The sequence below is a fragment of the Sorangium sp. So ce367 genome (genome assembly GCF_051520455.1).
Classification (GTDB): domain Bacteria; phylum Myxococcota_A; class Polyangia; order Polyangiales; family Polyangiaceae; genus Sorangium; species Sorangium cellulosum_B.
On sequence record NZ_CP150334.1, the window covers coordinates 6,164,146 to 6,189,952 of the forward strand.

A 25,807-nucleotide genomic window follows, 5' to 3' on the forward strand; every position below is an offset into this window, starting at 1 on the left:
CGCGCCGCCGCGCGGGACGGCCGCGCGGCCCGGGACCGCCGCGCGGGACGTCAGGGACGCGGCGCCGCCGGGCCTCCCGCGGCGCCCGCGACGGAGCCCTCGGGATCCAGATCTGCCGGAATACGGAGAGGATCGACGAGCCCCCGCTCGGCGAGCGCGCGCGCCGCCGAGATGGCGAGCGCGCGCTGGTCCGAGGGGAGGTCGCGCCGGCCCGCCAGCTCGACCAGGGCCGCGGCCGCGCCGCGCGCCCCGTCCGGGTCGAGCGGCTCGCGCGGGCGCGGCGGCCGCCCGGCGATCCCGAGGAGCGCCTCGAGCAGGGGCGGGAGCGACGGCCCGGACGCCGCGCGGGCGCGCTCGGCGAGCGGCCCGAGCGCCAGGTCGGCGTCCTCGGCGTGTGGCAGCGCGCGCAGGGCCGTGAGCGTGATGTCGCCGCCGTCGTCGAGCGCGGCGAGGAGGCCGGAGGCGCCCTCGGCCTCGGCCAGCCGGGCGCAGTCCAGCGGGTCGTCCCCCGCGGCGAGGCGCCAGCGGGGATCGGTGAGCCGAGGGCTCGGCGGGCGCGGCGCCAGGGAGGGCGACGCGGCGGCCGAGGCGGGCGACGCAGCGTCGCGAGGGGCGCTCCCCTGCTCGCGGCGACAGCCGAGGGGCGCGAGCAGGACGAGCGCGAGGGGCGCGACGAGCGCGAGGCGCGCCGCGACAGGCCCCCTCCGCCGCGCGCGGCGGACGCCCTCGCGGCCCCTCCCCTGCTTCACGGCTGATCGAGGATCGAGAGCGACCGCTTCGTGGGCGCGTTCTCGGGCTCCTGCCGCGCGTTGTACTCGTCGACCACCCGGTTGATGTGCATCGAGCAGAACTTCGGCCCGCACATCGAGCAGAACTCCGAGGTCTTGAAGTACTCCTGGGGGAGCGTCTCGTCGTGCATCGCCTGGGCCGTCTCCGGATCGAGCGAGAGCGCGAACTGCTGCTTCCAGTCGAAGGCGTAGCGGGCGCGGCTCAGCGCGTCGTCGCGATCCCGCGCGCCCGGGCGCTTCCGCGCCACGTCCGCGGCGTGGGCCGCGATCTTGTAGGCGATGAGGCCCTGCTTGACGTCCTCGGGGTTCGGCAGGCCGAGGTGCTCCTTCGGCGTCACGTAGCAGAGCATCGCGGCGCCCGCGAAGCCGGCCATCGTGGCGCCGATGCAGCTCGTGATGTGGTCATAACCAGGCGCGAAGTCGGTGACGAGCGGGCCGAGCACGTAGAACGGCGCCTCGTGACAGAGCTCCATCTCCTTCTGCACGTTCATCGCGATCTGGTCGAACGGCACGTGCCCGGGGCCCTCGATCATCACCTGCACGTCCTTCTCCCAGGCGCGCTTCGTGAGCTCGCCGAGCGTCTTCAGCTCGGCGAACTGGGCCGCGTCGCTGGCGTCGTGGAGGCAGCCGGGGCGGAGGCCGTCGCCCGCCGAGATCGTGACGTCGTACTTGGCGCAGACCTCGAGCACCTTGTCCCAGTGGGTGTAGAACGGGTTCTGCTTGTGGTGCTCGATCATCCACTGCGCCATGATCGAGCCGCCGCGCGAGACGATGCCGGTGATCCGGCCCTTCACGAGCGGCAGGTGCTCGAGCAGCACGCCCGCGTGGATCGTGAAGTAGTCGACCCCCTGCTTCGCCTGGTGCTCGAGCATGTCGATGAGGTCCGCGGCCGTCATCTTGTCGGTGCCCTTGCACGCCTCGAGCGCCTGGTAGATCGGCACCGTCCCGATCGGCACAGGGGAGTCCGCGATGATCGCGCGGCGGATGCCGTCGATGTCGCCCCCGGTCGACAGGTCCATCACCGTGTCTGCGCCGTACTTGATGGCGTAGCGCAGCTTCTCGAGCTCGCCGCTCACGTCGCTCGTGGTCTGGCTGTTGCCGATGTTCGCGTTCACCTTGCAGAGCGACGCGATGCCGATGCACATCGGCTCGAGGTTCAGGTGGTTCTTGTTCGCGGGGATGATCATCCGGCCGCGCGCGACCTCGCTGCGGATGAGCTCGGGCGAGAGCTTCTCACGGCGGGCGACGTACTCCATCTCCTCCGTGACGACGCCCTTCCTCGCGAAGTGCATCTGGCTCTGGTTCGGGCTCCCGGCGCGCTTGCTCACCCATTCGGACCGCAACATCGACGACCTCGCTTTCGAGGTGGGCGGTTTAGGTCGCGACCGCGCGCGACGCAAGCGCCGTGTCGCGCCTGGCCGCCCGACCTAGAGTCGGCGAGAGAACGCGCCTCCACCAGCGCTCGCCCAGCGCTCGCCGCGCGAGCGCGCCGCTGCCCACGCGCGCGCCGCTGTCAGGGAGGCGGCGCTTGGGGGAGCTCGGTCATCATGCCGAGCGTCTGGGCGCCGGCGGCCTTCGCGCCGTCGAGCACCTCCACGACGGTGCCGTAGACGGCGCCGTCGTCGGCGACGACGAAGACGATCCTGTCCTGAGGCCTGCTGTAGCGCTCGAGCAGCGGCCTGAGCTTGCCCACGAGCTCGGCGCGCTCGACCGGCTCGTCGTTCACCCGCAGCTCGCCCTGCGCGCTCACCCGGACGACGAGCTGGTCGGGCGGCGGCGGGGTGTCCTGCTTGACCTGCTCGGTGTCCGGCACGCGCACGCCGATGTCCTTCTCGAGCAGCGGCGTCACGACCATGAAGATGATGAGCAGCACCAGCACGACGTCGACGAGCGGCGTCACGTTGATGTCGGAGTTCAGGGGCACCGCCGGCTTGATGACGAACTTCCTCTTCGCGCTCATCGCCGCTATCTCCCCTTCAGCTCCTCGACCGCCAGCGAGACGCTCTTCGCGCCCGACTTGCGCGCCGTCTCCATCACCCTGCGGACGTCGCCGAACGAGAGGCGCTGGTCCCCCTTGACGAGCACCTTGCGCCCCGGCTGCGCCGCGAACTCGCGCGAGAGCCGCTCGGCGAGCCCGGCGTCATCGTATCTGTCGTTCTCGACCCACACCGTCTTCTCCAGCGTCACGGAGAGGATCAGCGGGTCCACCTCCTTCTTCTCCTCGTCCACCTTCGCGGCCTGCGGCAGCTTCACGTCCTTGCCGCGCTGGAGCATCGGCGTGACGACCATGAAGATGATGAGCAGGACGAGGACGACGTCGACGAGCGGCGTCACGTTGATCTCGCTCTTGGGGCCCCTCTGCGGGCCGACACCCATCCCCATCGGAACGCTCGCTTCCCTGCTGGGCGCGTCACCGCCCGCCGCGCCGCAGGCGTGAGGCGCCGGGCGCCGCGCTCCGCGGAGAGGCGCGCGCGGTGTCGCGCGGGTCCCCTGTCAAGCAGCCTCTTCGGCGGCCGGCGCGAGGCGCCCGTCGAGCCGCTTCGCCACGACGTCGAGGAGCTCGTTCGACGACTCCGAGATGTCGATCGCCCGGGCTTCGATCCAACCCTGGAGATAGTTGTAGCCCATGACGGCCGGGATCGCGACGATCAGCCCGAAGGCGGTCGTGATGAGCGCCTCGGCGATACCCGCCGAGACGGTGCCGAGGCCGCTGGTGCCAGCGGCCGCCATCTGCTGGAACGCCGTCACGATGCCCATGACCGTCCCGAGCAGCCCGACGAACGGCGCCGTGGATCCGACCGTGGCGAGCAGGCCATAACCTCGCTTCAGGCTGAGCACCTCGCGCTGCGCCTGCCGCTCGAGCGCCCGCGAGACCGACTCGAACACGCCGTCGCGCTCGTGCCCCTGCGCCGGCAGCCGCGACGGCGTGCTCGAGGCATAAGCGGCGAGCCCGGCGCCGATGACGCGCCCGAGATAGCCGCTCTCCCCGCCCGGCTGCGCGGCGGTCCAGGCCCCCTCGAGCTCGCCTCGGGCGAGCATCGGCCCGACCCGCGCCGCGAACGCGCGGGAGGCGGCGCGCGACAGGAACGACACGACGATGCGCTCGCCCAGGACGATCAGCGACGCAACGGACATGATGGCCAGCGCGAAGACAATCAGCTTCGCGAAGAGCCCCATGTGGCCCCACAGCTCGATCAACGTGAATTGCATCGTCTCGCGCCTCCCGGCGCCCCATGTGGCGTGATGGATCTGGCTATGCTGAAACAGCGACTCTGGACGCTGGAGCGGACTCGGCAGTACCACGGCGCGGACCTACCACGTCCCCTTCTCTACTACGTGCTCCGCCCTCGCAACAATACCCGTCTCGTCTGGCCGCCTTCAGGGCATCTTCAGCCTGATGGGAATGGTGTAGTCGACGGAGACGGGGCGTCCCTGATAGATCACGGGCGTATACCGGCAGGTCGTCGTCAGCGTGTTCAGGATCGCCTCATTCATGTGCGGCAGGCCTTTGGCGATCCTGCAGCTGGTGAGCTTGCCCGCAGGAGTGATGACGCACTTGACAAGCGCGAGGCCTTCGACCCTGGCGGCGAGCGCTTCGCGCGTGAAGCTGGGCCTGCAACCTGAGACCTCTTTCGGACGCTCCATTCCGGCGCCGAACGCCAGCACCACGTTCTGCGGCGGCGCCGTGCTGCCCACCTGGCCGCCGACTTTACCGCCCAGCTGACCGCCCATCTGCCCGCCGACCTCGCCGCCGACGGTGCCCCCCTGAACGCCGCCCTGGACTCCACCCTCGACGCCGCCCGGCTGCTCCGGCGCATCCTCCTTGACCGGCTCCGGCTTTGGCTCTGGCTCAGGCGCCTTGGCCTTGGGCTTCTGCGGCATGTCGTAGATGGTGTCAGGCGTCTTGACGGGCTTCGGCTGCTCGATGCGCTCCACCTTCGGCGGGCGCTTCGCGCCGCCGCCCGGAGGCGGCGGTGGCGGCGGCGGAGGGGGCGGCGGCGCCGGGGCGAAAAATGTGACCTCGACGTCCTTCGGCTTCTCGGTTCGGGGGCGCGTGGCCTGCCAGAGGATGGCGCCCGCGATCGCCACGTGGGCGACGATGGAGAGCGCTGTCCCCGTCCCTAGCCGCCCCTGGGTGGCGGTAGCGCGACCGAGTACCGAGTCGAACATGAGGGGTCGTAACTCCTAGGACTCGAGCCGATCGAGGTAGAGAAGCCGCGACGTATGGAAGCGTGCGGCGCCTACCCGGAGTGTACAAGCGAGCGAGTCCTACAAAAAAGTCTATTGTCTGGCGCGATTCCTGTCTAGGGTGAGGAAGGACTCGAGGGGCATACACTTCTGGAGGGAATTCCGTGAAGTTTCTCGAAAAGAGGCTGGAACACGGAGGGCGCTCACGTGCGCCGTTGGGGCCGTGGGCGGCGTTGCTGCTGCTCGCGATGACTTTGTTGACGGCGTACCCTGCGTTCGCGCAGACGGGCAGCGGTGTGCTCCTCGGGCGGGTAGTCGACGCGTCGAACAGGGCGCCGGCCGCCGATGTGGTCGTGACGGCCACATCGCCAGCGCTGCAAGGGGAGCAGCTGGTCGTCACGGACGGCACTGGCCAGTACCGTATCCCGAACCTGCCGCCGGGCGACTACACACTGCGCTTCGAAAAGGACGCGTTCAAGCCGTACGCGCGCGGCGGGATCGCGGTCCGCGCCGCGACGACCATCCGCGTCAACGTCGAGCTGCTCCCGGAGGCGCTCAAGGCGGCGGAGATCGTCGTTGTCGGCCGCGCGCCGACGGTCGACGTCGGCTCGAGCAGCGTGAGCCAGAGCATCACCCAGGACTTCACCCGGCGCATCGCCGTCTCGCCCCCCACGGGGAAGGGCGCAACGACCCGCTCCTTCGAGTCGGTCGCCGCGACCGTCCCCGGGGCGCAGGCCGACGAGTTCGGCACGTCCATCGCCGGCACCTCCTCCCCCGAGAACCAGTACGTGATCGACGGCCTGTCGGTGAACGACCCGGCCTACGGGATCGTCGGCACGCCGCTCACGATGGAGTTCATCAAGGAGGTCAACGTGATCGCCGGCGGGTACATGCCCGAGTTCGGCCGCGCGACCGGGGGCGTCCTCGATGTCGTCACGAAGAGCGGCGGCAACGCGTTCCAGGGCTCGGTCTTCTTCAACATCACGCCCGGCGTCCTCGAGGGCGCGCCCAAGGCCGTCCGTCGCCAGGGCGAGACCATCCAGACGGACGAGACCCTGTCGTCGATCCGCGACTACGGGTTCGAGGTCGGCGGCCCCATCCTGAAGGACAAGCTCTGGTTCTACGCGGGCGCGGATCTCGCGTTCAAGAGCTACTCGATGGAGCGCAACCTGTTCGCAACGCGCTACGACCCCACCACGTTCGAGCCGGTGACGGATCGCGCGACCGGGCTCAACGTCGTCGATCGGCTGCCGGGGACGCAGCGCTTCTACCGCGCCGAGGAGCAGACGCTGCAGTACCTCGGGAAGCTGACCTACCAGATCGATCCGGACCACAGCGTCGCGCTCTCCGTCTACGGCTCGCCCTCCACCTCGGGCGGCAATGGCACGTTCGGGTTCGACCCGCAGCAGGGCGTGACCGAGCTCTCCAACATCATCGGCGAGTACGGCGCGATGGCGCACGAGTACGTGGCGTCGTCCACCGACGTCGCGCTGAAGTGGTCGTCTGCGTTCAAGAACAAGACCCTGCTCCTCGACGCGACCCTCGGCTGGCACAACCAGCGGAGCGCGCGGCTGCCCCCGGACGGCTCGGAGCTCGGGACGCGCGAGGGCCTGGCGGGCGTGCCCCTCATGGTCTGGCAGCGGTACTCCCCGAACCCGTACTCGATCGACGATTTCGAGAAGCTCTCGCCCGAGGCCCGGGCCATGTGCAAGCCGCTGACGACGCAGACCGGCGAGATCGCCGCGGTGCCCTGCGCGGTGCGCCAGTACTGGCAAGGCGGCCCCGACTTCATCGACGACGCCGCGCTCAACCGCTTCCAGCTGAAGGCGATGGTGACGAGCATCTTCGAGGGGCTCGGGCACCACGTGGTCAAGGCCGGCATCGACGGAGAGATCACGACGTACAAGCACATCAAGGGGTACGCGGGCGGCACCACCTACGTGGAGGAGGGAGAGTGGGATGCCTCCCATGACGAGCGACAGTTCGGCTTCCTGACCGGCCCGGACGGCCTGTCGACCGGCCCGGGCGCCAGGGACTATGTGATCCAGGACAAGCTCACGGTGTCGTCGCTCGGCGCGACGATCGGCGCCTTCGCACAGGACAGCTGGAGCATCCTCGACCGGGTGACGTTGAACATCGGCGTGCGCTACGACGCGCAGTACCTGTACGCGAGCGACGGCGCGCTCGGGCTGGCGCTCGCGAACCAGTGGTCTCCGCGCGTGGGCGTCGTCTACGACATCACGCAGGAGGGCCGGTCGAAGGTGTTCGCGAACTACGCGCGGTATTACGAGAGCGTCCCCCTCGACATGCTGGATCGCGCGTTCGGCAACGAGCGGTACACCCGCTCCTTCCACCGCGGGGGTGCCAGCGGCTGTAACCCTGGGAATCCCGAGGACGCGACGGGTTATGGCGCAGGGCAGTGCCGGAATGACGACAACCGGGTTCCGCTCGACGAGGCCTTCGGCGCCCCAGGGGCCTTGAACCACGACCCGAACAAGAACTGGTTCACGTTCGGCGGCGGCAAGGCCCCGGTGGATCCGGACATCGAGCCCCAGTCGTCCGACGAGCTCGTGCTCGGCGGCGAATACGAGATCCTCCCGAACGGGCGTATCGGCGCGATGTACACGAAGCGCTGGATGAACAACGTCATCGAGGACATGAGCCGGGACGAGGCGAACACCTACTTCCTCGGCAACCCCGGGAAGGGGATCGCCAAGGACTTCCCGGAGGCGAGGCGCGACTACGACGCGCTGACCCTCTATTTCAACAAGACCTTCTCCGACCTGTGGCTCGCCCAGGTGAGCTATACGCTGTCGTACCTGCGAGGCAACTATCCGGGCCTCTTCAAGCCCGAGACCGACCAGCTCGATCCGAACATCAACACGGAGTTCGATCTGGCGTCGCTCCTCGTCAACCGCGATGGGGCCCTGCCCGGCGACAACACGCACGAGATCAAGATCTACGGCGCGAAGGCGATCGAGCTCCCGAAGGGAATGGTCCTCGACCTCGGCCTCACGTACAGGTCCCGCTCCGGCGCCCCCATCGACACCTGGGGAGCGCATTACCTGTATGGCCCCGACGAGACATTCGTCCTGCCTCGAGGCGAGGGCGGCCGCCTCCCCTGGATCCACAACATCGACGGTCACATCGGCTATTCGGTCAAGCTCGCGAAGGACAGCGAGCTCACCGTCACCATGGATGTCTTCAACCTCTTCAACTTCCAGGAGACCGTCCAGGTGGACCAGCGCTACACGGCCGAGTACGTCGACCCCTGCGTCGGTGGAACGAAGGAAGATCTGAACCCGAGCAGCGGCCCGACGTGCGTGAAGAACCACAACACCGGCGAGCCGCTCGATCCCAAGGCCGTGAACCCGAACTACGGCGAGCCGACGCAGTTCCAGACACCGCGGCAGTTCCGGTTCGGCGCGCGGGTGACGTTCTAGGCGCGGCGCGCGCGGGAAAGGATGCAAGCGATGAAGAAGCGATGGCTTGTTTGGATGGCAGGGCTCGCGGCGCTCTCACCGCTCGCGGCGATGTCTCCGGGCTGCTCGCAGCCCAAGCCCGAGTGCACGGTCGGCGGCGCCCTTGCGTCCCCGTTCGCAGCGAAGTTCACCCGGATCGACGGGGATGCCGAGGGCCCCTGTGCTCGGAAGGACGGGACTGTCGAGCTGGCCGGGATGCAGGTGTACGATCGGGACGAGAATGGCGACCAGCTCCCCGACGCGGACCCGAAGCGCGTCGCGATCCAGACCCTGGAATTCGGCACTTGGTACCGTGGCGGCGCCGCGATCGACCCGAACCCGGATCTGAACCCGTTCGCGATCGGTGCCTTCACGGCGCGCGAACCGGATGACAACGAGATCTGCACGGTGCCGACGTTCGATCCCGCCGAGGTGGTGTTGCTGCCCGGCGGCGAGGGCGGCGCCGGCGAGGGCGGAGCCGGTGGTGCCGGCGAGGGCGGCGCTGGCGGCGCCGGGGAAGGCGGCGCTGGCGGAGCCGGTGGTGCTGGTGGCGCCGGGGAAGGCGGCGCTGGCGGAGCCGGTGGTGCTGGTGGCGCCGGGGAAGGCGGCGCTGGCGGAGCCGGTGGTGCCGGTGGCGCCGGGGAAGGCGGCGCTGGCGGTGCGGGCGAGGGCGGCGGTGGGGAAGGCGGCGGCGTACCGCCGGTGGCGCTGGGATCGCACAAGCTCGAGTGGCGCAACATGCGCGTGTACGTGACAGCCGCCAACCTCGGCAATCAATTCGAGGCAGAGGTCACCTACTCGGAGGAGAGCTGCTCGGCGACGTACAAGGTCGTCGGAGTCTGGCCGGCGATCGATTGTCGGGTCTACGCCCCGAATCCCGAGCCCGGGGGCGCTCCGATCCCCACGGACAAGGTCGATGAAGCTCTCTGCGTGGATCCTCGCATCTCCCCGGAGCTCAAGGTGAAGTGCGACGCTGGCGCGGGCCTGTGCGTGCTCGACGCGGACTCCATCCCCGCCCTGAAATAGGCAACCTGGCGGGCGGGGCGCCCATCGCCCCGCCTGCGCTCCTCCGGCCCCTCTCCCCTCACCTCCCGTAAAACGTCATCGCCCGGGCGCATCCCTGGTCGTCCGAAGGCGGCGGGCTCGAAGAGCCCCGTTCGCCGCGCAACGCCGTCGATGGTCGATGGTCGAGCGAGCGGTGATGCGCGTCCGCGACGACGCGCCCGGCCGGCGGCCCCGAGATCAGCGAAGCTCACGCCGCGATCCCTCGGACCGCCGGCTCACGGCGCGGGCTTGGCGGCCAGCCTCGCCAGCGCCGCGCAGCCGGCCCCGCTCGCGATCTCGAGCTTCACCGTGAGCGCGCACAGGCGCGACGCCCGCCCGAGCGCCGCCGGATCGCCCGATACGATGGCCCGCTTGGACTCGTATCCAGTCCGGACCCCCAGCATCGTCTGCGCGCGGGGGGGCAGCTCCGCGCGCCGCGCCACGAGCAAATCACCGAGCTTCGGGCCGGGATCGGCGGCCGGCGCCCACGTCCAGACCGACGCGACCAGGGCGTCCGCGAAGGCCGCGCGCAGCTCGTCGCCGCCGCGCGCGCCCTCGCACGGCAGCGCCGGACCGGCCGGCCCGACGTCGGTGGCGAGGAGCCTCCGCCCCGCGATCCGCCGGAGCAGATCCTTCTCCACGCCGGCGATCTTGCCGTCGTCGTCCGAGAACGCCCCCGCCTTGAACCGCACGGCGAGCGCGGCGCACTTCTCGTCGCGCTCCGCGCGCAGCCGCTGCTCCTCGCGGGCCCTCTCCTCGGCACGCAGCCGCTCCTCGCGCTCGTGCGCCTCGCGGGCCTCCACCGCGGCGCACTGCTCGAGCCGCGCGGCCACGCGCCGCTGCTGCTCGCTCGCCGCGCGGCCGAGATCGTCCTCCGCGATGTCGCGGACCGCGCACACCTCCGGGCGCTCCAGGACCGCATCGACGCGCGCGCGGGCGGCGCGGAGCCGCACGATCACCGAGAGCGCCGCGACGATGACGAGCGCCGACACAACGATCGACGCGATCCTGCGGAGCCTCCGCCGGCGATACGCCTTGGCCAGCGCGCCGCCGCCGCTCTCGTCGAGCAGCTTGCGGCAGCGGCCGATCATCGCCTGCCATTGCGCGATGTCCTCGGCGAGCACCTGGAGCGGCTCCGCGAACGGGCGATCGCGCCGGACCTTGTTCGCCAGCCGCTCGAGCCACATGCCGGCGTCGGGGGCGCGACCGTGGTCGGTCACCTCGGCGACGCCCTCGAGCAGCCCGCCGATGCGCCCGGCGTAGACATCCCAGGCGACGAGCGCCTCGGACTGGCTGTCGCCGAGCCGCTCGATGGCCTCGCGCACGTCGGCCATCGGGAGGAGGCGCTCGACGTCCTCCCGGCGCACGCCCGCGAGCTTCGCGGCCTGATCGACGCCGCGCTGGAAGCCTCCGAGGAGCCCCTCCGGCGCCAGCTCGCGGAGCCCCTCCGGCACCCGCCTCGCCTGCATGCACGCGCCGGCGTGGTGCAGCGGCCCCATCGCGCAGGTCAGGAAGGTGCCGCCGAGCTTCACGTCCATCGAACCGTGGCTCTCCTCTCCACGACTCTCCACGAGATACCCTGGACAGCCCGGCGCGGAAAGGCTCGCCGCGCTGCCCAGGGTGATCACCGGCCGCCGCGTGAGACCTCGAGGTCCCAGAGCGCGTAGAGCACGTCGACGTCGTACTCGGTGTGTCGCCAGCCGGGGTGGAGCCGGTAGCTGCGCGGGAGGAGGCCAGAACCCAGGATGGCGTCCGTCTGCTCGGCGAAGGTGTAAAGATACATCTTCACGCCGGTCAGCTCGGCGTCGGAGAGCGGGCGCGCGTGGCGCTCGTGGAGCCGGACGTTCGGCCTGCGCTCGACGATGCTCACCAGCAGGCGGCCGCCGGGGCGCATCGCGCCGGCGAGGTTCTTGAGCACGAGCGAGAGATCGTCGCAGAACTCGAGGGTGCCGAGCGCGAGGGCGACGTCGAACCGCCCCCAGGAGCGGGGGATCGGGAGGTGGTAGTCGTGCCGGTGATAGGCGCCTTGGGGCCGCTTCTTGCGCGCGATCTCGAGCATCCCCTCGGCGATGTCGAAGCCCACGACCTCGACGGACGGCGGGAGATCGCGCGTGAGGTGGCCCGGGCCGCAGCCCGCGTCGAGCACGCGTGCGCCGTCGGCGACCACCTCGCGCAGGAACGCGCGCACGGGCTTCTCGTAGTGCTGGATGTCTTTCCAGGTGGAGACGTAGTCGGGCGCGAAGTCCTCGTAGTAGTCGACGAGCCGCTCGATCCGGGTCGCTCGCTTCATGACGCCTTTCAGGTGATGTCGTCGACCGCCTGGACGGTCTCCTGGATGTCGTGCTCGTGCGTGTAGCCGAGGATGTCGCGCGCCCGCCGGTCGTCGACCATGCACACGTAGCGGATGTGATCGAGCTCGGGGGCCGGGAACGAGGTCGCCCTGAACCGCCAGAGCCGCGGGATGATCGTTTGCATGACGAAGTGGGGGATCGCCGCGCGCGCCCGGCCGGTCATCTCGATGACGCGCGAGAGCGGCAGCGGCGCGGGCCCGGCGAGGTTGAAGATCCCGCGCACGCCGGGGCGGAGCGCCGCGAGGATCGCGGAGACCACGTCGTCCTGGTGAATGACCTGCACCATCGGGTCGAAGCCGAGGAGGGTCGGGATCACGTTGAGCCGGAGGTAGTTCGACGGCGCGTTCCGCACGGAGCCGAGGATGTGGACCGGCCTGAGGATGACCGTCTCGGTCTGGGGGTGCTTCCAGAAGAACGACTGCGCCAGCATGTCGACCTCGATGAGGTCGCGGATCTCGCTGAACGACGCGCCGCCGAGCAGCGGGGCGTCCTCGGTGATGAACTGCGGGTTGTCGGGGCGCGGCCCGTAGGCGTTCGCGCTCGACAGCACGATGAGCTTGGGCACGTCGTACTGCGCGACGAACTCGAGCAGCCGCTGGAACCCGGCGAGGTTCCAGCTGTGGTGCTCCATCTGGCTGACCCGCGGATCGTGCATGACCCCGAGGTGGACCACCGCGGCGAGCTGCTCCTGGCGGAAGATGTCCTGGGTCTTCTTGCGGCGGATGTCGATCTGGTGATGCTCGATGTCCTTGGGGCGCCCCTCGAAGCTGCGGCGGTCGACGCCGATCACGCGCCGCTCGCGGTGGAGGCGCCGCGCCAGGCGCCGCCCGAGGCGACCACAGATGCCGGTGATGAGGATGGACCGGAGGGACGGATCGGTGTCCGCGGCGGGACGGCGGCCTCGACCGAGCATTCGTTCGCTCATCGGAGCGACGGTCGCTTCGAGGAGGCCGATGGTCAAGCCCTTCGTGCCGGTGCAGGCCCACGCGAGTTTTGCTATCGTCCGCCGCTCATGGCCAGCAGAACGACGCTCGCCAGGCTGAGCCACTTCGTCACCCACAGCGCGCTGCCGCTGGCGCGCGTCGGAGTCGACAGCCTGCGCGGCACGATCGACGACGCGACCATCCGGCTGCTCGGTCAGGACTTCGAGGACCGTCTGCGCCGGGTCGCGCTGCCTCACGCGGCGGACGGGGTCGACCCGTTCGGGCTCGACCGGGAGTGGGCGAAGTACGCGGTCGGGGTCGCCGCGTTCTTTCATCGCTTCTATTTCCGGACCGAGGTGTTCGGCATCGAGCGTGTCCCGCCCGGCCGTGTGCTCCTCATCGCGAACCACTCGGGCCAGCTCCCGTTCGACGGCATGCTCATCGCGGCCTCGCTGTTCCTGGACGCGGAGCCGCCGCGCGTGATGCGGAGCATGGTCGAGAAGTGGACGCAGACGCTGCCGTTCGTGGCGACCTTCTTCTCGCGCGTGGGCCAGGTGGTCGGCGTCCCCGAGAACGCGCGCCGGCTGCTCGACATGGGCGCGGCGATCCTGGTGTTCCCGGAGGGGACGAAGGGGATCTCGAAGGGGTTCTCCAGCCGCTATCAGCTGCTCGACTTCGGGCTCGGGTTCATGCGGCTCGCGCTCGAGACCGACACGCCGATCGTGCCCATCGCGGTCATCGGGGGCGAGGAACAGTACATCTCGCTCGGCAACCTCGAGTCGGTCTCGAAGGCGCTCGGCATGCCGACGTTCCCGATCATCCCACAGCTCCTGCTCCCCGGCGGCCAGATGCCGCTGCCGACCCGATACCGGATCTACTTCGGCGAGCCGATGACGTTCCACGGCGACCCCGACGACGACGACGCGGTGATCCAGGAGAAGGTGGCGCTCGTGAAGGGTCGGATCCAGTCGATGCTGAACCGCGGCCTGAAGGAGCGGAAGAGCGTCTTCTGGTGATCGCGTGATCGCGTGATCGCGTGACCGCGCGGGCGCTCAGGCGCCCGCCAGCGTGACCGCGGCGTCGGGGCCGTGCGCGAGGACGCGCGCGAGGCCGCCGAGGATGGCGGGCTCGTTGCGATGGCCGTGGCCGATCGGCAGCCCGGCGACGACGGGGATGCCCAGCGGGAGCAGCCTGTCGCGGAGGACCTCGTCCACCGTGATGCCGTCGGGGCCTGGTGCGCATTGATCGAAGTCGCCGAGGACCACCGCCGCGGCCGGGGCGAGGTGGCCGCCGACCTCGAGCGTCGCGAGCATGCGATCGATGCGGTAGGGCCGCTCGGTGACGTCCTCGAGCAGGAGGACGCACCCCTCCGGGACCCGGAGCCGCCCCGCGGCGGCGCAGGCGTGGAGCAGGGCCAGGTTGCCGCCGAAGAGCGGCCCCTCGGCCACCCCGGCGCGCAGCGTGGTGAGGCCGTCGAAGCGGCGCTCACCCAGCGGATCTTCGAGGGCGCGGATCAGCGCGGCGCGGGCGCGGGCGTCGCCGCGCCCGAGCGCGGTGACATGGATGCCATGGAGCGACGCCACGCCCGCGCGCGCTGCCTCGACGTGGAGGGCCGTGACGTCGGAGAAGCCGACGATCCAGCGGGGGTGCGCAGCGAGGGCGCTCCAGTCGAGCCGGTGGACGAACCGGTTGGCGCCGTAGCCGCCGCGGGCCGCGAAGATGGCCCTGACGTCGGGGTGCGAGAGCGCGCGGGCGAGCTCGTCGCTGCGCCGGGCGTCGCTGCCGGCCAGGTACCCGGCCCGCGCGAACAGCCCGTGATGGGAGGGCGCCGACAGCGATGGCGGGGCGCCGCGCCGGCCATCGCCGTCGCCGTCGCCGTCGAACGGAGGCGGAGGCCCCTCGCCCGCGTCGAAGAGGACGCGGTAGCGCTGGGCGAGCCAGCCGATGCCGACCCGCGCGAGGACGTGCTCGAACGGGCTGGAAGGGGCGATCACCGCGACGGTATCGCCCGGCCGGAGCGCCGGGGGCAGGATCGGCGGGGGAGAGCTAGCGAGCACCAGGGTCGTCGTCGATCAACTCCACGTCTTCCGCATCCGTGTCGACGTCGATCGCGTCGGAGCCAGGCAAGGGCGGCACGACTGGCGCCATGGGGGCAGCGGGCGCGACGGGCAGCGCAGGGGCCGAGAGGGGCGCCTCATCGTGCGCTCGATGGGCCTCGCCGTTGTCGATGTCGCCGAGCGTCGGGGGCCCTGCGTGCGCGTCGAGCTCCGACCACTGCGCGGGAGCGGCTGGCGCATCGGAATACGCAGCCGGAGCAACGTGGAGGACCTGGGTGGCGCTATCCAGAGGGAGCCTCTGCCCCTCGCGCAGAACCACATCGCCATGGGCAGCGCCGCTGCCCGCGTCGGCGTGCGCAGCGACGCCGTAGGCCCAGACCTGCTGCTCCGGCTCGACCGGCAGCGCTTGCGAGGCGGCGGCGTCCGCCGGCTGCGCCTGGGGAGCCGACAGCGCCTCCGCCGCGGGGTACGCCTCCGCCGCGGGGTACGCCTCCGCCGCCGGGTACGCCTCCGCCGCCGGGTACGCCTCCGCCGCGGGGTACGCCTCCGCCGCCGGGTACGCCTCCGCCGCGGGGTACGCCTCCGCCGCCGGATACGCCTCCACGGCCGGGTACGCCTCAACCGGCTGCGCCTCCGCCGCCGGCTGCGCCTCCGCAACCGGCTGCGCCTCCGCAACCGGCTGCGCCTCCGCAACCGGCTGCGCCTCGGAGCCCTCGTGCGCCTCGGAGGCCGCGTAGCCGTTGCTCGCCGCCGCCACCGCGCCGGCCTCGAGGCCGAGCGTCTCGAGCGCCGGCGCCCGGGGCGCGAGCGGCGGCTCGGTCAGCGGCGGGCCCGGCGCGCGCATCGGCAGCGAAGGAGGCGGCGGGGTGCGCTTGAGCTTGCCGGTCTTGGCCCGCTCGAGGCCCGCGGTCGCGTCCGGATCGCCCGCCTTCATGCGGAGGACGCGGCGCCACGCGTCCGCCGCCTCGCGCGCCTCGCCGAGCTCCTCCTCCCAGAGGCGCGCCACCTTGCGCGCGAGCTCCGCCCGCTGCGCCGGATCGCGGCCGCGGAGGATCTGGTCCTCGTAGAGCTGGATCATGCCGCGGTGATCGCCGAGCTCCAGCAGGAGACCCGACAGGTCGTTCATCACGTCCTGATCCGAGGGCGACAGATCGTGAAGCTTCTTCAGATCCGCCGCGGCGCCCTGCCGGTCGCCGAGCACGTCGCGCCGCAGCCTGGCGCGACGCTGCAGGAGCTTGCGCACGAGCGGGCCGTCAAAGACCTCGTCCAGCGCGCGGTCCAGCGTCGCGCCGACGCGGGGCAGGTCGCCCACATCACGCCCGAGGGCCTCGAGCGCGTCGAGCGAAGCGTCGTCGACCTGCGTGAGCACCGCGCCGCCCAGCCAGCCGAAGGCGCGGTCGACGTCGCCGAGATCCTTGTAGGCGATCGTGGCCGCGCGCCGCAGGAGCGCCGCCCGGGTGCGACCGCCGTCACGCGAGCCCTGGCCGCCGGCCGCGAGCGCCTCGGCGAGGATCGCGCGCAGCGCCGTCGACCGCGACCGCTCGTCGTCGTCCCGCGCCACCTGCTCGAGCGTGGCGATCGTCTCTTCCTGGACGCCGCCGCCGAGGGCCAGCTCGAAGAAGCTCCTCGCCCGGTCGGTGGCGCCGCGCTCGCAGGCGATCTGGGCGGCGCGGACGAGCGCCGCGAGGCGATCGGCCGGCGTGCGGCACCGGCTCACCTGGCGCTCGAAGAGGTCGATGATGAGGCCCGGGGCCTCGGCCAGCGCCGCGAGCCGCTGGAGCAGCGGCTCGACCTCGGCGGTCGGCACGCTCGCGAGCGCGCCCTCGCCGTGGTGGATCGACTCCAGCGGATCGGCGCCGACGGAGACCCGGACCTCGGCCTGCCGCACGAGCTCGGCCGCCCGGGCCGCGCCGGAGAGATCTCTGGCGAGGAGCTCGTGCGCGACGGTGAGGGCCTCGCGATCCTGGAGCTCCACCGCGATCGCCTCGAGCTTCTCCGCGAGACCGGCGTCGGCGGTGCGGGAGCGCGCGAGCTCCATCGCCACGCGCGCGGCGTCCTTCTGGCGACCGACCTCCACGAAGCGCTCGAAGGCGCCGCGCAGGGCGACCTCGCGCCCCGCGCGCGCGACCGACTCGTTCCAGGCGACCAGCTTGGTCGCGACGATCCCCTTCCACCCGTGCCGATCGCCGAGCGCGACGTACGCCTCTCGGCACGGCTCGTCGCCCTGATCGGCGAGCCGCTCCAGGAGCGCCAGCGCCTCGTCGCTCTTGCCCAGCTGCTGGTCGAGGATCTCGGCGAGGCGCCGGGTCATCTGCGACGCCTCGTCGTCGTCGCCCTCCATCTCGATCAGGATCGCCATCAGGCGCGCGACCTTCGGCCAGTCGTTCAGCCGCTCGGCGAGCCGCAGGAGCCGGGCGACCGCGTCGAGGTCGTCCGGCTCGACGGCGTGGACGATCTCGAGCGCCCGGACGGCGCCGCGCGGATCGTCGAGCGGGCCCTCGTACAGCGCCGCGAGCCGCTGCGCGATGTCGACCTGGTCGTGGCCGTACACGAGCACGAGCTCACGCTCGAGCGCGCCCGCGACCCCCCTCGGGTTGCCGCGCCGCTCCTCCAGGTCGGCGATCCCCTGCAGCGCGATCCGGTTCTGCGGATCGAGCGTCGCCACGACCGCCTCGTAGCGCGCGATCGCGGCCTCGAGGTCGCCGGGGCCCTCCGCGAGCATGCGCGCCTCGCGCAGGGCGAGCGAGATCTTGCCGGGCTCGCTGTCCGTCAGATCGCCGAGCTTGCGGAGGAGCTCCGCGCCCTGCTGGTGATCGCCACGCTCGCCTGCGTCCTGCGCCAGCCGCTCGATGGCCTCGGCGTCATCGCCGTCGGCGAGCAGGAGCGTGAGCGTCGCGCGCTCCCCGTCGCGATCGCCGAGCTCGCGCTGCAGGGCCGCCGCGGCTCGCCGCGCCGCGACGCGCTCCGCCCTGTCGCCGAGCACCTCGGCCCGGCTCAGGAGGAACCGCACGAGCTCGGGCCACCGATGGGCGCGCCGGTAGAGATCCTCGATCGCGGGGGCGGCGTCGGTCGCCGGATCGATCTCGACGGCGCGCTCGACGCGGTCGAGCGCGCCGTCGACGTCCCCGGCGCTGAGGAGCAGCTCGGCGGCCTGGACGAGGAGCGCCGGGCGCGCCTTGCGGTCCGCGAGCAGCGCGCGCTCGCAGAGCGCCCTCGCCGCCTCGGCGAGCCGCCCCGCCGCGACGTAGGCCTTCTGCGCTAGCTCCCACAGCCTCGGTTGGCGCAGCAGCTCGGCGGCCTGGCCGTAGGCGTCGCCCGCGGCGCCCGGCTCATCGAGCCGCATCCGGAGCTCGCCGAGCTTCTGAAGGAGCGGCCCGTGGTTCAGCTTCCCCTTGAACCAGGACGTCGCGTCGGCGAGGACCCGCGCCGCGAGATCGAAGCGCTCGCCGCGCTCGAAGAGCTTGACGGCGGACAGGAGCGCCGCGCCGTCGTCGGGCGTGAGGCCCGCGATCCGCACCCACGCCTCCGCGGCCGCGATGGGGTCGCGGCGCTTCTGCTCGTGGAGCACGACGAGCGCCTTCTCGATCTCGACCCTCTGCGCGACGTCGGGCGTCGCGGCGGCGTCGTGCTCGAGCAGCGCGGCGAGGTCATCCCACCGCGCGCTCTGCTCGAGCAGCCGCCTCAGCTCGGCCTGGGCCTGCGCGTCCCCGGGATCGAGCTCGGAGAGCAGCTTCCAGGCCTGGACCGCCGAGTCGACGTCGCGCAGCTGCGCCTCGCACAGCCCGGCGACGTCGCGCAGCTGCGCCTTCCTGCGCTCGATGGGCGCCTCGGGGACGCGCGCCGCCGCGAGCAGGACGTCCCGCAGCTCGACGAACATCCGCTTCTGGCGCAGCTGCTCCTCGACCTGCGCGAGCACGTCCGGGTTGGCCGGCTCGCCCTTGAGCACCTCGCGGAGCTTGGCGAGCGTCAGCGGCTTGCGGAGCTCGGCCGGCTCCTCCCTCGGCGGCAGCTGCGCCTCCGAGGGGGCCGAGCCGCCGAAGGCATCGGGCGCCGGCGCGGCGCCGGCCAGGCCGTACGCCCCCCCGGAGGCCGGCGCCGCGGCATCCACGGGCGAAGCCAGCGTGTCCGGCGCCGTCGACCCCGGCGCGGGAGCGAACGAAGACGCCGGCGCGAACGCGGCCACCCCCGGCTCGACCAGCCCGGCGGCAGCCGGCAACGAGAGGACGCCCAAGGGTGGCACGGACGCGTGCGCATGGGCGGCTCCCGCGCTGGGCGGCACCGACGACCGGTGCGCAGGCGCGGCAGCCACGCCCAGGGGCGGCGGCGGCGCCGACGGCAGCCGCGGGGGGGGCGGCACGGACGCCCGCTTGCGCGCCTCGGGGGCCATGAACCCGTTCGGGTTGACCTGGAGGTAGGCGAGGTAGCGCGGGCGGAGCTCCGCGATGCGGCCCAGCTGCTTCCCGTAGTGGTCGGCGAGCTGCATCGCGCGATCGTGCCCCGGCGCCGCGCGGAGGGCGTACACCGAGTACGAGTAGCCGTACTCCCCGTCGTACGTCTCCGCGAGCGCCACGAAGAGCTCCGCGGCCTCGTCGCGCTCTGGCTGCGGCACCGGCTCGCCCGCCTCGATGCGGTCGACGATGGCGACGCCGAGCGCCTGGATGAGCCCCATGTCGTGCGGCACGAACGCGCGCGCGTTCCGCAGCGCCACGGTGGAGCCCGCGAGATCGCCGGCGCGGCGCCGGATGTCGGCCTCGTCGCGCAGCAGGGCGAGCCGCCGATCCGGATCGTCGACGAGCGCCTGCTCCATCGCGAAGTACGGGATCGCCTCGGCGTACTGCTGCTGGGCCTTCAGCATCTCGCGGGCCGCGTAGATGGCGTAGACGTTGTGCGGATCGAGCTCCGCCAGGCGGCGCCAGTTCTCGAGGGCGCGCTCCGGCCGCGAGAGCGGCGGCTCGCTCCACAGCCGGCCGAGCTCCTCGTGCAGGGTCGAGACCTGCGCGCGCACCTCGGGCCGCTCGAAGAGCAGCGGCGTGAGCGCCTTGACGAGCCGCTCCAGGAGCGCGACGAGCGCCTTCTGATCGCCCTTGTCGCGGTAGAGCTGCGCCAGCCGCTCCGCCGCGGTCCGCTGCGTCGGATCCTTGTCGATGGCGATCATGAGCGTCCGCGCGGCGTGGTGCGCGTCGCCGATGGTGGTCGACCACACGTTCGCGGCCTCGCTCAGCCAGTGCGCCGCGTACGATGGATCTGCGGTGGAGCTGCCGACGCGCTCGAGCAGCATGGCGTACGAGCGTGGGTCCTGCTCCCCGGCTCGGTGAGCATACGCCAGGGCTTCCCCGTCATGCGGATTCGTGACGAGCCGCTGGACGAGCGTTTCCATCTCACGGGGATCCATCGGTGCGCGGCGAAGTTACACGTTAGCCTCCGGCTCGTACAGCGACTCTCGGCGTCCTTCGCGATCGGACGCCGCTGTCTCTCGCGCGACGGGACTCCATGGAAGAGCGGGCCTTCGGGGGCCCACGTCGGCATTGCGCAGCGGTGCCGCGCGCGTGCCGTCATCAGTCGAATTTCACATACGGCTTGCGCTGCTGCGCTGGCTTTCGCCTCGGTGTCGACGCCGATGGTACGCCCGTGGGCGCGGGCGCCGCGCTGGTAACACCCGCGGGCGGCGCGGCGGGCGGCAGCGCCGGCGGCGCGGCGGGCGGCGGCGCCATCGGCGCGTCGGCGGGCGGCGGCGCCGTCGGCTCGGCGGGCGGCGGCGGCGCCGTCGGCTCGGCGGGCGGCGGCGGCGCCGTCGGCTCGGCGGGCGGCGGGTCGGCGCGCGAGACCGCGCTCGCGAGTGCCCTCGCTTCCAGCGCTACCCCTTTCTGAAGGCTGCGCGCGCTGCCGTCCGCAGCAGGCCGGCGGAGCTCGCGCACGGCGAGCGCCATCACGATCAGGGACAGGGCGCCGGCGCCGACGGCCACGCGCGACGTGCGCCTCCGCGGCGCGCGACGCAGCGTGCTCGGCGCCTGCGCGGCGCCTTCGCCGTCGCCCACGACCGCGAGCAGCTCGCTCGTGGCGCCGACCTCGGCGGGCTGAGCCGGGCCGAGGCGCTCGCGGTCGAGGCTCGGCCTGGCCTCGTCCATCGCGCGATCGAGCTCGGCGATGAACGCCTGGGCGCTCCGCGGTCGCTCCTCGGGCCGTTTGGCCAGGGCGCGCTGCAGGAGCTGCGAGAGCGACGGCGGGATCCTGGCGTCCGGCGCGGCCTCGCTCGCCGGCACGGGCGACGACGTGATGTGCCTCGCCATCACGACGACCGCATCGTCGTCGATGAACGGCGGCCTCCCGACCAGCATCTGATAGAGCAGGACGCCGAGCGAGTAGAGGTCGCTCCGCGCGTCGAGCGGCCTGCCCTGCGCCTGTTCCGGCGACATGTACCGCGGCGTCCCGAAGACGGTGCCTGCCTGGGTCTCGAGGGCGTCGACCGGCCGCTCTGTCCCGGTCATCACCTTCGCGATGCCGAAATCGAGCACCTTGCAGATCTCCTCGTGCTCGCCCGCGGGGGGCCTCGCCAGGAACAGGTTGTCCGGCTTGAGGTCCCTGTGGATGATCCCCTTGTCGTGCGCCTCGGCCAGCGACAGGAGCGCGTGCCGCGCGAAGCGGGCGGCGTCGCCCACGCGCAGCCGCCGCAGGCGCTTGAGCCGCTGACCGAGCGACTCGCCCTCGAGCAGCTCCATCGCGAGGTAGAGGGAGCCGCTGCTCGACGTCGTCCCCTCCCCGGGCGAGCTCTGCTCCGCGGAGCGACCGCGGCCGAAGGCCGCGTCCGTCGCGTCGTCCACGACCTCGCCGAAATCGAACACGGTGACCGTGTACGGCGACCTGAGGAGGCTCATCGCGCGCGCTTCGCGGGTGAAGCGCGCCTTCGCCTGCGCGTCGAAGGCCCTGTCCGACCGCAGTATCTTGATGGCCACGTCGCGGCCCATCGCCTCCTGGCGCGCGCGGTACACCGTGCCCATCGAGCCGGCGCCGAGCTTGCCCACGATCACGAACCGATCCGCGATCGTGATCCCCAGGAACGGATCTCCGTCGGCCTCGCCGAGCACCTCGCGGCTCACGAGGGCCAGCCCGTCGTGGGGGCAACGAGGTAGCCTCGCGCTCTGGCCGTCCTGGGAGCCGCGCTCGCCAGTGGGAGACGGAAGCTGGCTGGACGAGCTCCTCCCCTCCAGCGCGACGGCCCCGAGGTGGTGGCAGCGCGGGCAAATCAGCGCCATGGCCCTGCTGGGCTCGCCGGGCGACCCGGGGGCGCTGGCTGGGAACTGGCCGTCAGCTGCACGAACTACCACCGCGATGGGGGGGATCGTCCGTTACTTGGGCTCGCATCGCAAGGCCCACGACTCGCCTGTCGCTCGCGGGTGGCAGCCGAAGAACGCGGCGTCGCCGCAGGACGCATCGCTGCAGCAGACGTCGCTACAGAATCGCTGCGTTTGTTCAGGATCCTTGATGCACATACCACTCCGACAGTCCTCGGGCGTGGTGCACGGAACGCCGACGGCCGCGAGGCTGTCCCCGGACAGCAGCGTGATGCACGCGCGGACGGTCGAGCGTCCGTCGATCGCGAGCTCGGCGCAGCCGACGCGCTGCCTCACCTCGCCGGGCGTGTCCGGGCACATCTCCGAGCCACAGCACGGGATGGTGCAGCGGCCCCTCCCTTCAACCTCGGCGCAGAGCCCGGACGCGCAGTCCTCGTCCCCAGCACACGGCTCGAAGTAGCCTCCATCCCCCAAGGCGGCGGCCTGGCACGCCCAGGCCGGACCGGACGAGACGAGGCCTGTCGTGAGCCGGCACGCCGCCCCGTTCGTCGCGCAGCCGGTGTCGGAGCAGCAGGCGTCGACGCAGGCGCCGTCGTCGCAGATGCCCGAGCGGCAGTCGCCGGGCGCGGCGCAAGGCGCGCCGGAGAGCCCCGCGCCCACGTCGGGCCGGCCGACCTCCCGGCCGACGCGACAGAGGCCGCTCCCCCCGCCGTCGGGGATCCAGCAGACCGCATCCCGGCCAGGACCGCAGTCGCTCGAGCTGCAGCAGGCGCGCGAGCAGACGCGCGGCCCCTCGACGTCGAACAGCGCGGGATCGAGGCAGAAATCGAGCGTGCCGCAGTCCTCGTCCCGCGCGCAGCGCGCGCCCAGCGCGCGCTCCAGCTGCTGCTCGGCGCAGGCGCCGTCCCTGCAAACGACGCCCTCGGGGCACGCCGGCGGCCCGAGCGCGCCCTCGTCCGTGCAGTGCACCGGGCCCAGCGTGCCGTCGACGAGGACCTCGCACCCGGCGCCGAGCGACACGAGCGCGGCGAGCCCGCGGAGCAGCCTGCGCCGCGCGGCGCTGGGGCGCATCAGAACTGCACCCGGAGCCGGGCCCCCTCGGCGCCCAGCGACAGGCGGATCCCCTGCGCCCCTGCACCGGCGCCGCGCGGGAGACGGCGATCCTGCCCCGGCGTTAGCGCGCGCGAACCGACGGCCGAGGCCCCGCGAGCGGCCGGGCTCGCCGCGGGAGCCCCCGGAGCCAGGTACAGGTAGAGCGCCGCTGCACCGGAGAGCCCGGCGACCAGCAAGGCGACGTCCGCGGCGACGGCGCACCGGTGGGCGGCGCTCGCGTCGGCCTGCAGGTCGGCGATGGAGACGCCGGCCCCGGTGCGCTCGCCGGCGCCGGGATCCCGCGCCACGGCGAGCGCGGCGAAGACGCCGCCGACCACGAGCGACCCCGCGGCGATGCCCCCGCTGACGCCGAGCCAGGTCGCGCGCGGCGTCGCGATGCCGACCGCGACGGGATGGCGCGGCAAGCGCGGCAAATACGGCAGCGCCGTGGAGACCGAGGCGGCCTTCGCGGGCGCGGACGGCGGCGGCTTCGCGCTGGCGAGCTCTCGCTTCGCGCCCTTGAGCCGCTTGAGGACCGCATGCACCTCCTCACGCGCCTTCGGGAGCGCCTCCATGTCGAGGTAGCGGCGGTAGTAGCGCTCGGCCTCGTCGATCTCGCCAAGCCGCTCGTGGATCATCGCCAGGTTGTAGATGAGCTCTTTGCCCTCGGGATCGAGCGCCACGGCGGCCTCCAGCTTCGCGATGGCCGCGCGGTACTCGCCGCGCTGGTAGCGCCGCTGCGCCTCGTCGTGCAGCGCCGTCGCTCGCTCGATGCGGAGCCGCTTCTCCTCCTCGTCTCGCGAGAGCGGCGGCGGGGCCGGAGGGCTCGGCCCGACGCCCTGCGGCGGCGGGGCAAGAGAGCTCGGCCCGACGTCCTGCGGCGGCTGCGCGGGCGGGGCGGCGGGCGCGACCGCAGGCGCGCTGAGCGGCTCCGGCGCGGGCACCTGCGCCGCCAGCGCCGGCGGCGCGCCGTGGGAGACCGCCGCGGCGGCTGCGACCGCGGAGGCGAAGCACACGACGATGCGCCCGGCCTCGGGGCGGATCGAGCGAGGCAAGCGCGCTGTGGGGCTCGTCACGGCCGCCCACCATAGCGTAACTTCCACGCGGATAACGGCGTCTTGCGGCGGGCGGGGTGAAGGCCGCCGCCCCGGCGATCACCTGAGCTTGCAGCTGTACTCGCCGACGAACACGAGCGCCCGCTCGCACCTGACGCCCACGGCGCGCTTCGCCGTGGTGAACTCGAAGGTCTGGCCGAACGGCGTCCGCTCCAGCCGCGTCATCTGCGCTCTGCAGCCCTCGCTCGCGCGGCGCCGCTCCGGCGCGCTCGCGGCGCCGTCCTCGCCGCACGCGACGAGCGCCGCCCTCCGTTCGACGTCGGCGTTGTCGGAGACGACGTTGTAGACCGCCGAGACGCTGAACGCCACGCAGAGGGCGAAGAGGGCGAGCTGGCCAAAGCGCTTCACAGCCGGAGCTTACCCTGTCCGGCGCGCGAGGGGCTCGTCGCCGCGCGACCCGGCTCAGAGCCGCATGCCCGAGCCGGGCAGCGGGTTCCACGGCTGCCGGCGGGTCGTGTACTGGCCCCGCACGAACGCCCCCAGCACGGGCGCGATATTGCGCGCGATGTCGTCGTCCCACTCGCCGCCGTTGATCCCGTCCTGCGGGGAAAGATCCGGCGAGAGCAGGAAGAAGCCCGGATAGAGCCGCCGCGGCACCTTGATCTGATCGAGATCTTCCTTGAAGAGATCGATGTCCACGCGCACGAGCCGCACGCTCCGGAGGGCCGTTTGCATCAGCGGATCGCCGAGCGAGCGGTCGACCCCGCGGCACGGCTCGCAGGGATCGCTCGTCGTCATCACGAGGACCTTCTCGCCCTGGGCGTATGCCTCCGCGCGCTGCTTGGCGAGCTCCTCGCTGAGCACGGACACGTCGACGCCGATATCGACGATGGAGACCCCGCCGATGCGCCGGTGGGTCGTGTGCTGAGGGACGCTGCCGCTCGGCTGCACCGCCGGAGGAGGCGCCTCCGGCAGCGGCATCGACGGCGACGCCGTGCTCGCCGGCTCCGGCGAGGCCTCCCCCTCCGGGAGGGCGGAGGCCGTCTCTCCGCTGTGATGGGTGCTCCACATCCACACGCCGAAGCCGATCGCGGAGCTCCAGCAAAGGGTGAGCAGGACGCCGAGCGCGAGCCCGACGCTGGCGAGCGCGTACCCCCTGCGCACGGCCGGGGCCTGCTCGATCTCGCGGCGAGCCGCCCATCCGAAGGCGATCGCGGCGATCGCCCCGAGCGGCCCGAACAGCGCCGCGACGAGCGAGCTCACGGCCAGCGTGGAGAGCTGCCGTCGCTCCGGCGGAGGCGGCGGCGTGAGGTAGGGATCCTGGATGATCAGCCGCGCCGCCCGCGCGCGGCTCGGCTGCGCTGCATCCGGCGCGAGCGCGACGCGCCCGCGGGCCGCGACCGTGTCGCAGGGCGGCACTCTGGCAGGCGGCTCGCTCTCGCACGGCAGGGCGCCCGCCTGCGCGTCCCTGAGCGCTGCAGGCGGCTCGTTCGCATCGCGGTTCGGCGGTGGCTGAGTCGGGCCGAATGCGTGGCTCACGCTCTTCATCCTAGCGCCGG

General features: G+C 72.4%; 19 protein-coding genes. 3 read left to right on the forward strand and 16 right to left on the reverse strand.

From position 1 onward, the window contains the following. Positions 1–50 precede the first annotated feature (50 nt). From WME97_RS23385 to WME97_RS23410, 6 genes are all read right to left on the reverse strand, one after another. On the reverse strand, positions 51–749 hold the full coding sequence (locus WME97_RS23385; protein WP_437554960.1) for a thiamine biosynthesis protein: 699 nt from the start codon (positions 747–749) through the stop codon (positions 51–53). Beyond that, the gene (gene thiC, locus WME97_RS23390; RefSeq protein ID WP_437555474.1) at positions 746–2,131 is read right to left on the reverse strand and encodes a phosphomethylpyrimidine synthase ThiC; all 1,386 of its coding nucleotides are present in this window, start codon (positions 2,129–2,131) and stop codon (positions 746–748) included. The genes WME97_RS23385 and thiC overlap by 4 nt, the downstream gene beginning before the upstream one ends. 170 nt (positions 2,132–2,301) lie before the next feature. Further along, positions 2,302–2,748, reverse strand: coding sequence for an ExbD/TolR family protein (locus WME97_RS23395; RefSeq protein WP_437554961.1), 447 nt, complete (start codon positions 2,746–2,748; stop codon positions 2,302–2,304). Positions 2,749–2,753: 5 nt separating this feature from the next. Further along, positions 2,754–3,170, reverse strand: a complete 417-nt coding sequence (locus WME97_RS23400) for an ExbD/TolR family protein (RefSeq protein WP_437554962.1) — start codon at positions 3,168–3,170, stop codon at positions 2,754–2,756. A 111-nt stretch (positions 3,171–3,281) separates the two neighbouring features. Continuing rightward, positions 3,282–3,998, reverse strand: coding sequence for a MotA/TolQ/ExbB proton channel family protein (locus WME97_RS23405; RefSeq protein ID WP_437554963.1), 717 nt, complete (start codon positions 3,996–3,998; stop codon positions 3,282–3,284). Positions 3,999–4,166: 168 nt separating this feature from the next. Beyond that, on the reverse strand, positions 4,167–4,958 hold the full coding sequence (locus WME97_RS23410; protein WP_437554964.1) for an energy transducer TonB: 792 nt from the start codon (positions 4,956–4,958) through the stop codon (positions 4,167–4,169). 266 nt (positions 4,959–5,224) lie between these two features. Here WME97_RS23410 and WME97_RS23415 point away from each other — a divergent pair, with 266 nt between their 5' ends. Both WME97_RS23415 and WME97_RS23420 read left to right on the forward strand, forming a co-directional pair. Then, entirely contained in the window at positions 5,225–8,419 is a 3,195-nt protein-coding gene (locus WME97_RS23415; RefSeq protein ID WP_437554965.1) for a TonB-dependent receptor, read from the forward strand. Between the two features lie 30 nt (positions 8,420–8,449). Next, a complete protein-coding gene (locus WME97_RS23420; protein WP_437554966.1) occupies positions 8,450–9,463 on the forward strand; it encodes a hypothetical protein in 1,014 nt (337 codons plus the stop codon). A 254-nt stretch (positions 9,464–9,717) separates the two neighbouring features. Here the strand turns inward: WME97_RS23420 and WME97_RS23425 are convergent, their stop codons facing one another. From WME97_RS23425 to WME97_RS23435, 3 genes are all read right to left on the reverse strand, one after another. Next, positions 9,718–11,019 (reverse strand): hypothetical protein, encoded by a 1,302-nt coding sequence (locus tag WME97_RS23425; RefSeq protein ID WP_437554967.1) that lies wholly within the window; start codon positions 11,017–11,019, stop codon positions 9,718–9,720. 86 nt (positions 11,020–11,105) lie between these two features. Beyond that, complete coding sequence (locus tag WME97_RS23430) at positions 11,106–11,771, reverse strand: class I SAM-dependent DNA methyltransferase (protein WP_437554968.1); 666 nt, start codon at positions 11,769–11,771, stop codon at positions 11,106–11,108. Positions 11,772–11,779: 8 nt separating this feature from the next. Then, positions 11,780–12,745, reverse strand: a complete 966-nt coding sequence (locus WME97_RS23435) for an NAD-dependent epimerase/dehydratase family protein (protein ID WP_012236892.1) — start codon at positions 12,743–12,745, stop codon at positions 11,780–11,782. 99 nt (positions 12,746–12,844) lie between these two features. Here WME97_RS23435 and WME97_RS23440 point away from each other — a divergent pair, with 99 nt between their 5' ends. Continuing rightward, positions 12,845–13,771 (forward strand): lysophospholipid acyltransferase family protein, encoded by a 927-nt coding sequence (locus WME97_RS23440; protein WP_437554969.1) that lies wholly within the window; start codon positions 12,845–12,847, stop codon positions 13,769–13,771. 36 nt (positions 13,772–13,807) lie between these two features. On the opposite strand, the gene WME97_RS23445 is transcribed toward WME97_RS23440, so the two are convergent. The 7 genes from WME97_RS23445 to WME97_RS23475 form a co-directional block, all read right to left on the reverse strand. Beyond that, positions 13,808–14,812, reverse strand: coding sequence for a S66 peptidase family protein (locus WME97_RS23445; RefSeq protein WP_437554970.1), 1,005 nt, complete (start codon positions 14,810–14,812; stop codon positions 13,808–13,810). After that, positions 14,802–20,189 carry a hypothetical protein gene (locus WME97_RS23450; protein ID WP_437554971.1) on the reverse strand — a complete coding sequence of 1,796 codons (5,388 nt, stop codon included), beginning with the start codon at positions 20,187–20,189 and terminating at the stop codon, positions 14,802–14,804. The genes WME97_RS23445 and WME97_RS23450 overlap by 11 nt, the downstream gene beginning before the upstream one ends. Before the next feature lie 178 nt (positions 20,190–20,367). Continuing rightward, entirely contained in the window at positions 20,368–22,062 is a 1,695-nt protein-coding gene (locus WME97_RS23455; protein ID WP_437554972.1) for a serine/threonine-protein kinase, read from the reverse strand. 93 nt (positions 22,063–22,155) lie between these two features. After that, positions 22,156–23,172 (reverse strand): hypothetical protein, encoded by a 1,017-nt coding sequence (locus WME97_RS23460; RefSeq protein ID WP_437554973.1) that lies wholly within the window; start codon positions 23,170–23,172, stop codon positions 22,156–22,158. Continuing rightward, positions 23,172–24,269 (reverse strand): tetratricopeptide repeat protein, encoded by a 1,098-nt coding sequence (locus WME97_RS23465; RefSeq protein ID WP_437554974.1) that lies wholly within the window; start codon positions 24,267–24,269, stop codon positions 23,172–23,174. The genes WME97_RS23460 and WME97_RS23465 overlap by 1 nt, the downstream gene beginning before the upstream one ends. A gap of 78 nt (positions 24,270–24,347) precedes the next feature. Then, positions 24,348–24,656, reverse strand: a complete 309-nt coding sequence (locus WME97_RS23470) for a hypothetical protein (protein ID WP_437554975.1) — start codon at positions 24,654–24,656, stop codon at positions 24,348–24,350. A 54-nt stretch (positions 24,657–24,710) separates the two neighbouring features. Further along, positions 24,711–25,787 carry a DUF4190 domain-containing protein gene (locus WME97_RS23475; protein WP_437554976.1) on the reverse strand — a complete coding sequence of 359 codons (1,077 nt, stop codon included), beginning with the start codon at positions 25,785–25,787 and terminating at the stop codon, positions 24,711–24,713. Positions 25,788–25,807: the final 20 nt, after the last annotated feature.